Raw genomic sequence first — 12632 nt, 5'->3', positions numbered from 1 at the left:
CAAAATAAACGGATAGAATAAATTTGGACGGTAATGGCGGGATGTTTGACCAGCTTATCACAAAAATACGCAGTAAGAACACAGGAAAAGAAAAACCTTTACTTGATGAACAATCCCAAGCCGGGAAGCCTCTGTCAAGCGCAATTGAGCATAACCAGCAAGCCCTGCAGCAGATTTTTGAAAAATGTTCGGATATTTCTTTCAGAGAATTTCAGCTGCACTCTACCAAAAAAATCAAAGCGTTTATTGTCTACTCAGACAGCCTGTGTAAGCCTGAAATTATTAATGACGCAATTTTAAAACCGATCATGCTGGAGGTTTCTGCAAGGACAGAAAATCTTCAAACAAAAGCAGATCTTATTACGAACACAGCCCTATATACGGACACGAATCTCGAAACAAACGCCGGTGATATGCCCGGTATCATCCTTCAACATCTGCTAACTAATTACAAAGCCGATACGTTGTCTCTGGTCTCCGAGGCAGCAAACGCTGTGCTGGAGGACAATCTCGTTTTGATTGTTGACGGGTATCCGATTGGCATTAAAGCTTCTGTCCAGGGGTATAACATCAGACAGATCAATGAGCCGACGACCGAACCGAACATTCGCGGGCCTAGGGATGGTTTCGTGGAAAATCTGGGAACAAACTTAAGTCTTTTGAGACGCAGGATCCGGACCAGCCGTCTGAAGGCCGAGAACATGACAGTCGGAACGTTGTCCAAAACGAAGGTTAATATTTGCTATATCCAGGGTGTAGCGAACGAAAAGGTTGTAGCTGAAGTCAAATCGCGTATTGAAAGGATCACGATCGACAATGTTCTGGACAGCAGTTATATTGAAGAATTTATTTCCGATGAGCCAATTAGTCTGTTTCCACTTGTACAGTATACAGAACGTCCGGACAAGGCGGCAGCTTCGCTGTTTGAAGGCAGAATTGCCATTATCGTCGACAATTCACCCTCAGTATTAATCGTTCCATGTACTTTTATAGCATTGATACAGGCCTCTGAGGATTATTATTACAGTGCGTTGTTTGGTTCTTTTGCACGAATAGGCCGCTTCATCGCAATTAATATCGCTTTACTGGTTCCTGCAATTACAGTTGCAGCGTTTTCTATCAATCAGGCGCTTATTCCGATATCCCTTCTAAATACGGTGGCCGGAGCCAGGGAAAGTCTTCCACTGCCCATTTCTATGGAAATATTTTTAATGGAACTGGTTTTTGAACTTCTGCGGGAAGCTGGTGTACGGTTGCCTAGGACTGTTGGCCAGGCAGTCAGTACGGTAGGGGGTTTGGTGATCGGGCAGGCCGCAGTCGATGCCGGGATTGTCAGTCCGACTTCAGTGGTAGTTGTTGGTCTGACAGCGATTGCTTCGTTTACGTTTCCGGATTACAATGTCGGGACCAGCATCCGGATCATCCGTTTTAGTTTAATTATCATGGCCAGTGTTTTTGGAATTGTGGGAATTATCTTTGGACTGATGATTCTGCTTACCCATCTTTGCAGTCTGCGTTCTTTTGGGGTACCGTATTTGTCGCCCATCGCGCCGCTGACACCGCAGGATCTGAAAGATACCGTTATCCGGGTACCTTGGTGGGCAATGATTACCCGGCCCAGGTTCTTCGGAGACAAGGAACCTCTGCGCAGCGATGCTAATCAGTTGAAGCAGAAACTTAAAAAGAGGGGGAATAGAAAATAGGCAAGGAACGAATATCTGGTACGCAGACCGCGATGCTGCTGTTTATTGTAATGACCTCAACCGCAATCTTGTTTATTCCGGGATTAACTGCGGTGACAGCCAAACAAAATGCCTGGCTAGTAAGCCTGGGGGCAGGGATATCTTCTTTTGGCATATTGATCATTTCGGCCAAGCTGGCACAGCGGTTTCCGGGGCTCACAATAGCAGAATATCTGCCGCTCATTGTAGGGAAAATCGGAGGCAGGGTGCTGGCTGTTTCCTATATCCTATTTTTTACTGTCCTAAATATCCTCGTTGTCAGGGAAACTTCGGAATTTTTAACCGTATCCGCTTTAATTGGAACACCGGGCATTCCTATCAATTTGGTATTTGTACTTATTTGCTGGTATTCTGCGCAAAAAGGGATTGAAGTGATCGCACGGATGAACCAATTCATCCTGCCTCTATTTTTATTTGCTTATCTAATGGCCTGTATCTTGGCGATTCCGAAAGCAGATCCAAGCAGTTTGCTCCCTATTTTGGAAGACGGGATAAGTCCGGTGATACAGAATATATGGATACCGGTTCAATGGTATGGCGAGATTGCCGTGTTACTGATGTTAATCCCTCTGATGAATAAACCTCAGGAAGTGCTGAGAAAGGCATCCTACGCAGTTATTAGCGCAATGCTTTTGTTGACTTTTGGATCGCTGGTTGTACTGACTGTCTTAGGGGCGGATGTCGCCGGTCAAATGATCTTCCCAATATGGTTTACTGCGAAAACAATTGAATACGGGAATTACATTCAACGTGTAGAATTATTGGCGTTGCCGTTATGGCTGACCGGGATCATGGTCAAATCCTCTCTGCTTTTTTATGTAACGATACTCGCAGTCAAACAGTCAGTCAGCAGAAAGTACCCCAAACTTATTGCCGCTTCAGTGATGGTCATCGTATTCTCAGGGGCAACGTTCCTTGTACCCAACACCATGGCGCTGCTGGAATTTCTGACAACATACTGGCCGTCCGTATCTTTGTTATTTGAAGTTATACTGCCGTTGCTACTGCTTGCCATTACATTAATCAGAAAGAAAAAAGGAGGTTGTATGCAGTGACATCAAAAGCAAAAGGATATGCCCGGATGATTCTTTTGATGCTTAGTTTGCTTTTCCTTTCAGGCTGTTGGAGTAGAAATGAGGTTGAGGATTTGGCTATGCTGACTGGCGGGGCGATCGATTACTCGTCCGAAAAAGCTCAGGAAAAGTATGAGGGTCAATGGCTAATCATTAGTCCGCCCAGCTCCAGTAATTCAGACGGTGGTGCGTCTTCCAGCAAATCTACGGATATGGTGTTTAAAGGGGAAGGTGAAACATTTTTGGAAAGCACAACGGGTCTGAATAAACAGCTGCCGCGTTTGCAGACCAGCAGCCATGCAATATTTATCATTTACGGGGAGAATATGGCTAAGGAAGTGACGGCCAAGGTGACGGAAAACTTCCTGCGTTATCCTGAAAGCAGACCCAATGAATGGTTATTTGTGACCAAAGGAAATGCTGGGCTTTTTATTCAGGCCAAGCCGACGCTTGTATCGAATCTTTTTAAGCAGATAAAAAAACAGCAGGAGATTGCACTTCGTACGGGAGTTTCAAGAGGGGTTACCTTTCTGGAATTTTGTCAATGGCTCCTTAGCCCGGACCGGGATCCGGTAGTGCCGCAGATTAAATGGAATGACGAAAATCAAAGCGATAGTCTGCATATTGAAGGCTTTGGCGTATTTCGAAGCGACAAACTTATTGGCTGGCTGGACAGGGATGAGTCTACAGGATACTTGTTTCTCACGCAAGATTTAAAAGACGGGCTAATGACATTTAAGTTTGGATATGGCTCCCAGATGATCTCTTACCAAGTAGGGGCCTCTAAGCATAAAATCAAAGCAGAATTGGTGAATGGAAAACCAGTCTTTCGAATATCAATCCAAACTGTTGGAGCAATTCCTGATAATTCCAATTTCCAGATCTCTACGAAAAGTGCCAGCCAAATGGAAACAGCAGCCGCAGAAAGTGTCCGAGCGAAAGCGTTAAAGACCATCTCAAAAGCCCGTGAATATGATTCGGATTTTTTGGGTTTAATGCAGTATCTGCACCGTCATAAGCCGTCAGCTTGGAAAGAAGTTGGGACTGACTGGCGGAAGGCCTTCCGGGAAGCGGAAATCGAAGTAGAAGTTCAAGCAAAGATTGTAGCGGAAGGGACCTTATCGCAATCCTTTGATCTGAAGGACTAGGAACATTTCAACGTATTCAAAATGGCCTTAAAGATTTTCATGCAAATTAATAGATGTTAAAAAGAACCAGAATGTACTATAATTCCTAATATATAGTTAATATTATCATGCTGCAGGATCGGCTCGGTTCAGACTTATCCGATTTACCGACCTTCTTAGTGAATGATGATATAAAAGGAGAATGCATTAATGAACATGAAATTTATTAAGAAAATACCGACGGCTGAGGAGATTATTGAACAGATACCTTTACCTGAACATATAAAAAAATAAAACAGGACAGGGACGAGCAGATCAGCAATATTTTAGAAAACAAGGATAACCGCTTTATTCTGATCATCGGACCCTGTTCGGCAGATAATGAGGACTCGGTATGTGAATATATTGGAAAGCTCGCTGTCATGCAGGAAAAAGTCAAGGATAAGATATTGATAATCCCGCGGATCTATACCAACAAGCCCCGTACTACGGGGGAAGGCTATAAGGGGATGGTCCATCAGCCTGACCCGAGCAAAGAACCTGATTTATGCGAGGGGATTATAGCCATTCGTAAGCTCCATATCCGGGCCCTGTCGGAATTCCATATGCCGGCAGCTGATGAAATGCTTTATCCGGAGAACTACACGTATCTTCTCGATGTGCTGGGTTACATTGCAGTTGGTGCCCGCTCTGTGGAGAATCAGCAGCACCGCTTAACCGTCAGCGGCGTATGTACACCGGTCGGCATGAAAAACCCAACGAGCGGGGACATAACGGTTATGCTGAATTCGATTTATGCCGCCCAGCAAGGGCATCATTTTATCTATAACGGCTGGGAAATAGAGACATCTGGTAATCCGCTTGCCCATGCGATCCTAAGAGGGGCTGTGGATTCCTCCGGCAGAAATATCCCGAATTATCATTATGAAGATTTAATCTATGCCGCCTACGAATATGAAAGGCTCGAACTGGTCAATCCAACAATCATTGTGGATACCAACCATGCCAATTCGATGAAGCGCTTCTATGAACAGCCTCGGATCGCGCGGGAAGTTCTGACAAGCAGAACGTATGATCCGCTGTTGAATAAAATGATTAAAGGGCTGATGATTGAGAGCTATCTGGTGGAAGGCAGGCAGGAGATCGGAGCGAATATCTATGGAAAGTCCATTACCGATGCTTGTCTGGGATGGGAGAAAACGGAAGAATTGATTTATAAAATAGCTGAAAACGTTTGAGCTTGGGGGTTTAAGAACCATGCTTTTGGAAGAACAAAGAAAACAGGTCATTGATATTGCCAGACAGGCCCTTCAGTCCGGGTTAATTATGCGGACCATGGGGAATTTCAGCATGCGGGACTCGAAAACAGGCTATGTATGTATAACCCCGAGCGGGATGGATTACTCTGTGGTCAGACCGGAAGATATAGTTGTGATGGATACGCAGCAGATTGTGATCGATGGCAGCCGAAAACCTTCGATTGAAAGCGGGATGCATTGTCTTGCCTACCAGGAAAGACCGGATGTGCTCGGTGTTTGTCATACCCATTCCTGCTTTGCGACAGCCTGGGCCTGTGTGGAGGAACCCTTTCCGCTTGTCTTGGCCGAAATGGCTGCTGTGCTGGGTGAAAAACTTGAAACGGCCCCTTTTTTCCCGATGGGTTCCGAGGAGCTGGCTGAGGCTACGATCCAGACCCTTGGCATACAAAATGCTGTACTGATGAGCAATCATGGCCAGTTGACGGTAGGCCCGACGCTCGACAAAGCCCTGGCCAATGCGCAGCTTGTCGAAGAGGCTGCCAAGATTGCCTGCTATGCAGTCAGTATTGGAAAACCAAAAGCGATTTCTCCCGGGCAGGCCAATTTGCTTCAGCAGTGGATCTCGGAAAATTACGGACAGTAGAGAACAAAAGAGGGAAAACAATGAAGGTAGACCAAACGAACATGATAAACCGTTTCGGTGAATTTAAAGATAAAAAATTAGAGAAGGAGTACGAAGAGTCTGAGTTAATTGTTTTATTTAAATATCTCCGGCCAATCGTACTTCTTCTGGGAATCCTATATTTCCTTTTTGTTATTCCGGACTTCTATTTTGTGAAGAACCCGAAAGCATTTCAATTGATATTTCTGGTAAGAGCCGTCTATTTGATCTTGATAGGTATATTTTTTTTCAGAATGAAATCCATAAAAAAGTATTCAACGCTGTGTTTCTGGGTTACGCTTTATGAAGTAATGGCGTCTGTTGTATTTATTTTTGTCTTTTACCAATATGAATCTCCGGATTTTTTTATTCAAGCTTTTGGTATTATCGCGATTATTTTAGCGGTTTGTTTAGTCCCGAACCGTTGGATCAATATGATCATGGTCTCCGTATTTACTGCGGTCACTTTTTTTGCTGCTTCGATCTATTTCTTGGAGCAAATGGATGCTTCGGATTTTTCCGCGGTAATTTTTTATATCTTATTAGTGGCGGCCCTGAGCAGTAGCGCTTCATTTAGGACCCACCTTTTTAAAAGAATTCATTTCCTTAACGGCAGAGATCTGATCCAACTGTCTATTAGAGATCCGTTAACCGGGATCTATAACAGGTTGAAATTTGATGATGAGCTTGATAAATGGATATCCTATGCGAAAAGATATCCTTGTGATCTTTCACTTATGATTTTCGACATTGACTATTTTAAGAAAATTAACGATTGCTTTGGACATTTAACTGGGGATAAGGTTCTGACGGAGGTCACGGATCTGGTCAGAGGAATGATAAGAGAAACAGATATCTTTGCCCGCTGGGGAGGCGAGGAATTCGTTATTCTGCTACCGAATACCCATAAGAGTGAGGCTGTGGAAATAACAGAAAGAATAAGAAAGAGGATATCAGGCTATGATTTCACTTCCGGCCATCTAACCTGCAGTTTCGGAGTAGATTCTTGGCGCAAGGAAGAAGAACGGGACAGTTTTGTGCAGCGTGTTGACACGCTATTGTTGAATGCCAAGGAGATGGGTAAAAACAATGTACAAAGTGACGATGTCCATTTAAAAAAGCCAACATTGCTCACTGAATGAACACGGTCATTCGACCATTATAGGAGGAAAGATATGTCGGACTTTGAAAATATTTTGGGTAATGTTAAAACCTGGGTAAGAGAAGTCGGTAATCTTCAGAAAAAAAACTTCCGCAAGGAGAATCTTTATATCGAAACGAAGTCGACAGAAGTAGATTTGGTAACGGAGGTCGACAAGCTTTCGGAAGATTATTTTCTGAAAGCGATTCAGGATAAATACCCCAGCCACAGCATTCTGTCTGAGGAATCCGGGGTGCATCAGAACAAGGATTCGAATTATCTATGGATTATTGATCCGCTGGATGGAACGACGAATTACGCGCAGGGCCTGCCGGTCTTTGCGGTATCGGTGGCACTTCAATATAAGAAAAAAACGGTTCTGGGCGTTGTTTATTTGCCGATGCTGGATCTGCTTTTTGAAGCGGTGGTCGGTCAGGGAGCCAGCCTGAACGGCAAAAGAATAAACGTTGCTGCTAAATCCAGGTTAAAGGAATGCCTGCTGTCTACCGGTTTCCCATATGACCAGTCTGAAAATCCGGACAACAATACGAACTATTTTGCATTCTTTGTGCCCAGATCGAGGGGGATGCGCAGAATCGGCTCCGCAGCCTATGACCTTGCCAATGTGGCCGCAGGAATCATTGACGGCTATTGGGAACTGAATCTAAGTCCCTGGGATGTTGCCGCGGGCATTCTGCTTGTTGAGGAAGCAGGCGGGAAAGTCGCGCTTCTTGAGAAAAAGAGAGGGATATCCCTGATTGCAGGGAATGAAAATATTGTTGGCCAGATCTTTCAAGGAATGTCTTCGGTTGACCAGCAAGGTATCAGTTGATGACTTTGAACCATTCAAAACCCTTGAGCAGAGGATTGCTGCCCTCACTCCTGAATGTGTTCTAATTTATTTTGCGCAGGACTGTCAATGATCTCACCTTCGTAGGTAAAACGGGATCCATGGCAGGGGCAGTCCCAGGATGCTTCAGCTGAATTCCACTGCAATTCACATCCCAGATGGGTGCAGGTCGTGTCGACAATATGCAGGGCCCCTTGCTGGTCGCGATAAGCACCTGCTCGTTGGCCGTCATGTTCGATGATTTTGCCTTCGCCTCTGGGAATTTCCGCTATGCCCGGGACGGATGACAGTTTGCCGGAAATCAGGTGTTTGGCAACGTTCAGGTTTTCCTGGACAAAGTTTTTGGCTGAGGCGACCGGCGTAAAGCGGGAAGGGGAATACACATTCATCCAGGGGCTGTAGCCGTTTAGGATCAGGTCCCGGAAAATAAGAGCGGCGGCCGTACCTGTGGTCATTCCCCATTTGCCGAACCCTGTAGCGACGTAGACATCAGGCGTATCGGTCGTGAGATTACCGATATAAGGGACTTCATCCATCGTCGTATAATCCTGTGTAGACCACCGGTAAGGGATATCCTCAACCTCAAAAAGCTGCCTGGCAAAATCTCTGAGTTTTAGGTAATGATTGTGGGTATCTTCTCCCTGCCCCGTCTTGTGATGTTCGCCGCCAACAATTACCAAATTGTTTTCCTTGTCGTGTTGAGAACGTAGGGAACGGGTCGGGTCTTCAGCAGAAATATACATGCCTCCGGGATAATCTCCTTTGATTCTGACACCTAAAGCATAAGAACGTTCGGGATAGAGTCTCGTGAAAAATAAGCCCATAGCCTCATAAAAAGGGTAATGAGACGCAATAATCACCTTTGATGCAGCAATTCTTGCCCCGTTATCGGTGAGCACCAAACAAGGTGTGCCTTGCTGAATGTCAACAGCTTTGGTTTGTTCGAAAATATGACTGCCGTTTCCGGGTATTTCCTTAGCGAGTGCGAGCAAATATTTTCGCGGATGAAACTGAGCCTGGTCATCAAAACATACAGCGCCTTTAATCGGGAACGGAAGAGGGATTTCTGACAGGAAAGAAGCCCTGATGCCGAAAAGGTCAGCAATTTTCGCTTCTTCCATAATTTCCGGAACATATCGATCCTGCTGCGTAAAAACATAGGCGCTTTGCCGCATAAAATCGCAGTCTATGTTGTTATCCTGAATCAGTCCGGCAATCAACTGTAGGGCAATTTCATTGGCTTGCGCATACTGCCGGGTTTTTTCTTCCCCAAACTTTTTCTGCAGCTTTGCATAGATTAAGGAATGCTGTGAAGTAATCTTGGCGGTCGTATGACCTGTAGTCCCCTGAAGAATGCGGTCGGCCTCAAGGACAACCACCTTATAGCCTTCCTTTTTTAAAAGAAAAGCAGAAGTAATCCCTGCGATTCCGCCGCCAATGACTGCAATATCGGCTTCAACATCCTCATTCAGAGCCGGATACTCGGTCCGGGGTGTCGAAGCCATCCAGTAAGACTGGGGCACTCTTCGGAAATCTGTCGGATAATTTTCCATCGGTTTATCCTCCTGAAAGTGAATAATCTTTGAATCTTACGGTATTATCTTTAGCAGATGAAATAAAAATATCCAATGACCCGGCAATCGTGTAAAATAGTCTTATGATAAGCGACGAAGGAGATACATCGGTGGAAGCATATGATGTGAAGGTGCTCGCAGAACTGAAAAAATGGCAGAGAAAAATGACCAGGAACGCATCGCTGACGGACAGGGTAGCAAAAAATATTCAGAACAGAACGAACAGGCTGATTCCGGATAAAGGTCATGAAATCATTACAGCTGCGATCAAAAATATGGTGGGGGCTGTTTTGACAGGATCCGAATTTACGACAAGAGAACCGCTTAAAAATATTGACCTGAAGGAACGGGACAGACTTGCTTTGGCTAAAATCAGCGTCTACAAAAAAACGGCCAGTCTGGAAGGGGCGGGCACAGGAGCAGGCGGCATCTTGCTTGGATTTGCAGATTTTCCTCTGCTCTTAAGCATCAAGATTAAGTTCTTATTTGAGATGGCAAGCATTTATGGATTTGATGTCAAAGATTTAAGGGAAAGACTATATATCCTTCATCTGTTTCAGCTGGCTTTTTCCAGCAGAGAGAAACGGATGCAGGTCTTTCAAAGGATTTTGGACTGGGATGAATACATTTACAGGCATCCGATTTCAATGGAAACAGTTGATTGGCGCACTTTTCAGCAGGAATACAGAGATTATATTGATCTCGCCAAGCTTTTGCAGCTGGTACCTGTCATCGGAGCCTTTGTCGGTGCAGTAGCGAATTACCGGCTGCTTGGGGAACTAGGCGATACGGCTATGAATGGCTACCGTCTGAGATTATTAAAAGATAAGATAGATACTAAGATCTGATTACAAAATCCGATAATTCAATTCGATTATGTTATAGATAAAATCATAACGGAAGATATACCAATATGGAATTTGGCGCGGAAAGGGAGGGTGCAAATGAAGGAACCCGCTGAACAAGATCATAAAGCTGAACTTGAAGAATGGATATTAATCACTGAAGCCGCGAATGAAATTGAGGCGGATATTATTGAATCGATCCTTGATTCTGAAGAGATTCCCTGCTATAAAAGGTACAATGAAGCCGGGGATTATCTTCGGATCTATATGGGGATGACCAATTTTGGTGTGGGAATCTATATCCCGGGAAATCTGAAGGAAAAGGCGGAAGGCCTTCTGAATTCAATGAGTACGCAAGATGACCAGGAATAACAAATATTCTATGCGAGTTTTAAGATTTGTGTTATAACTTAAAGTGTGATAGATAATCATCATTCAATTTATTTCAAAGGGGGAGTTTATCATGCCGCATATCATCGTTAAATTATGGCCCGGCCGAAGTGACGAACAAAAAATAGCCTTAGCCGACAAAATGGCCGAGGCGATGACGGAAATAATGGGAATTCCCGATAAGAATATTTCGGTTTCTTTTGAAGAAGTAGCCAAGGAAAAGTGGACCGAAGAGGTTTATAATACTGACATCCTGGCCAAAGAAAGTCTGTTGTATAAAAAGCCGGGTTATTAATGTTTAGGAGTGGTGTGAATGCGGAAGGTTAAGATTATAACCGACAGTACCAATGACCTTTCAGCAGAATTGCTTCAAGAATATGATATTGATGTTGTTCCGCTGCATGTTGATTTTGGAGAAGAAACCTACCGGGATGGCATAGACTTAATTCCTGCAAGGCTTTTTCAGCTTGTGGAAGAAAAAAAGTTGCTTCCGAAGACGGCAGCTCCTTCACCGTATGCGTATGCAGAATGTTTTCGGGAATATTTTGATCAGGGGCAGGACATTATTGTGATCACCATTTCTGCTCAGATGTCCTCATCTTACCAAAATGCCGCCCTTGCTGCCTCGGAATTCCCACAGGGAAGAATCTGGGTAATCGATTCCCAAAACCTGTCTACAGGCATAGGAGCTTTGGTGATTACAGCTGCCGAATATGCCCGACAGGGGCTCAAGGCGGAAGAAATTTCGGCAAAGATCCGGGATTCGGTTGCCAAGGTCCATGTGAGCTTTGTGATCGATACGCTGGAATATCTTTATAAAGGTGGCAGGTGCAATGTTCTGCAGAACCTAATGGGTAGCGTCCTGAAAATCCGGCCGACCATCGGTGTAGAAAATGGGAAAATGCTTGTCGTTGATAAAGTGCGCGGAGAAAAGAAAAAGGCCTTGGATAAATTGATTGAGAATGCCAGGCGGGATTCTGTAGACTCAAAACAAATCTTCATCACCCACTCCCTGGGAAGTGAAGAGGAAGCCATCTACTTGAAGTGCGCGTTGCAGGATATTTATCCGTATAAAGAAATTCTGATTACCAATGCAGGCTGCGTGATTTCCAGTCACTGCGGCCAGAAGACAATCGGTGTGATTTATATCAGAAAATAAAACATTCAAAATTATGGTGCTATTTAGCTGTTTAATCGTAATTACTTAAAAATAGTATTGCTTATGCCAAATATTAATAAAGAAATTATAATTTTGACAAAACGTTTACGAAAATGTAACGAAAGTACTATTAAATTGTAACAAAGACCATTGAAATCATGGTTTGTTTCTAATATAATAAGTTTTAGTTAATAAAGTTAGGAGCAATCATGGAAAAATTATTATTAAAGTATGATGATTATTTTCTTGCAGTAGCCAGACCTATTATCGAGCACGATGAATACCAGAAAATGAAAGTGATCCCGCATCACCATGGCTCAGTCTTTGAGCATTCTCTGGACGTTGCTTACCTGTCTTATAAGATTGCTATGAAGTTCAGACTTGATGTCATTTCGACGATCAGAGGGGCACTTCTTCACGACTTCTACTTATACAAGTTTAAGAAAAGAGAAGACAAGAACCTGCTCGCAGAAAGCTACCGGCATTCACGCAATCATCCGAAGATCGCGGTGAAAAATGCGCAGAAATACTTTGAACTGAACAAAAAAGAACGGGATATCATTTCCAATCATATGTTCCCGGTCGGACTGCCAAGAAGTTATGAAGCCTGGGTAACCACAATCGCAGATAAAAGCCTGGCGCTGACCGAATACACCACGAGAGTATACTGCTTTGCCTATCTGAAACTGTATCTGCATCTGGTTCAAAAATCTGCTTAACGCGAATACATTAAAAAATTTATACTGATAACTTTAAAGTATTCAATAGAATAGAATTAAATAGAATCGAATTAATTAAAATATATAAGAAT

General features: G+C 43.9%; 12 protein-coding genes and 1 pseudogene. 12 read left to right on the top strand and 1 reads right to left on the bottom strand.

Annotated features, from left to right (window positions below):
* The first annotated feature begins 41 nt into the window (after window positions 1-41).
* The 7 genes and pseudogenes from DEHRE_RS09140 (at window position 42) to DEHRE_RS09110 (ending at window position 7835) form a co-directional block, all read left to right on the top strand.
* Complete coding sequence (locus DEHRE_RS09140) at window positions 42-1703, top strand: spore germination protein (RefSeq protein ID WP_025205831.1); 1662 nt, start codon at window positions 42-44, stop codon at window positions 1701-1703.
* A 32-nt stretch (window positions 1704-1735) separates the two neighbouring features.
* Complete coding sequence (locus DEHRE_RS09135; RefSeq protein WP_019226316.1) at window positions 1736-2797, top strand: GerAB/ArcD/ProY family transporter; 1062 nt, start codon at window positions 1736-1738, stop codon at window positions 2795-2797.
* Window positions 2794-3963, top strand: a complete 1170-nt coding sequence (locus DEHRE_RS09130; protein WP_019226317.1) for a Ger(x)C family spore germination protein — start codon at window positions 2794-2796, stop codon at window positions 3961-3963. Before DEHRE_RS09135 ends, DEHRE_RS09130 begins: the two co-directional genes overlap by 4 nt.
* A gap of 189 nt (window positions 3964-4152) precedes the next feature.
* A pseudogene (locus tag DEHRE_RS09125) lies at window positions 4153-5180 on the top strand (3-deoxy-7-phosphoheptulonate synthase).
* 19 nt (window positions 5181-5199) lie between these two features.
* Window positions 5200-5844 carry a class II aldolase/adducin family protein gene (locus tag DEHRE_RS09120; protein WP_019226318.1) on the top strand — a complete coding sequence of 215 codons (645 nt, stop codon included), beginning with the start codon at window positions 5200-5202 and terminating at the stop codon, window positions 5842-5844.
* A gap of 20 nt (window positions 5845-5864) precedes the next feature.
* Window positions 5865-7004 (top strand): GGDEF domain-containing protein, encoded by a 1140-nt coding sequence (locus tag DEHRE_RS09115; protein ID WP_019226319.1) that lies wholly within the window; start codon window positions 5865-5867, stop codon window positions 7002-7004.
* 33 nt (window positions 7005-7037) lie between these two features.
* Complete coding sequence (locus tag DEHRE_RS09110) at window positions 7038-7835, top strand: inositol monophosphatase family protein (RefSeq protein ID WP_019226320.1); 798 nt, start codon at window positions 7038-7040, stop codon at window positions 7833-7835.
* 44 nt (window positions 7836-7879) lie between these two features.
* On the opposite strand, the gene DEHRE_RS09105 is transcribed toward DEHRE_RS09110, so the two are convergent.
* Window positions 7880-9406, bottom strand: a complete 1527-nt coding sequence (locus DEHRE_RS09105; RefSeq protein WP_019226321.1) for an FAD-dependent oxidoreductase — start codon at window positions 9404-9406, stop codon at window positions 7880-7882.
* 131 nt (window positions 9407-9537) lie between these two features.
* Here DEHRE_RS09105 and DEHRE_RS09100 point away from each other — a divergent pair, with 131 nt between their 5' ends.
* From DEHRE_RS09100 to DEHRE_RS09080, 5 genes are all read left to right on the top strand, one after another.
* Window positions 9538-10275 (top strand): EcsC family protein, encoded by a 738-nt coding sequence (locus tag DEHRE_RS09100; RefSeq protein WP_025205830.1) that lies wholly within the window; start codon window positions 9538-9540, stop codon window positions 10273-10275.
* Window positions 10276-10371: 96 nt separating this feature from the next.
* A complete protein-coding gene (locus tag DEHRE_RS09095) occupies window positions 10372-10644 on the top strand; it encodes a putative signal transducing protein (RefSeq protein ID WP_025205829.1) in 273 nt (90 codons plus the stop codon).
* Between the two features lie 91 nt (window positions 10645-10735).
* Window positions 10736-10957 carry a tautomerase family protein gene (locus tag DEHRE_RS09090; RefSeq protein WP_025205828.1) on the top strand — a complete coding sequence of 74 codons (222 nt, stop codon included), beginning with the start codon at window positions 10736-10738 and terminating at the stop codon, window positions 10955-10957.
* A gap of 18 nt (window positions 10958-10975) precedes the next feature.
* Window positions 10976-11821, top strand: coding sequence for a DegV family protein (locus tag DEHRE_RS09085; RefSeq protein WP_019226325.1), 846 nt, complete (start codon window positions 10976-10978; stop codon window positions 11819-11821).
* 209 nt (window positions 11822-12030) lie between these two features.
* Window positions 12031-12540, top strand: a complete 510-nt coding sequence (locus DEHRE_RS09080) for an HD domain-containing protein (RefSeq protein ID WP_019226326.1) — start codon at window positions 12031-12033, stop codon at window positions 12538-12540.
* The last annotated feature ends 92 nt before the right edge of the window (window positions 12541-12632 follow it).

It is taken from the genome of Dehalobacter restrictus DSM 9455 (assembly GCF_000512895.1).
In the GTDB taxonomy this organism is placed as follows: Bacteria; Bacillota; Desulfitobacteriia; order Desulfitobacteriales; family Syntrophobotulaceae; genus Dehalobacter; species Dehalobacter restrictus.
This window is presented reverse-complemented; position numbering and strand designations above follow the sequence as displayed.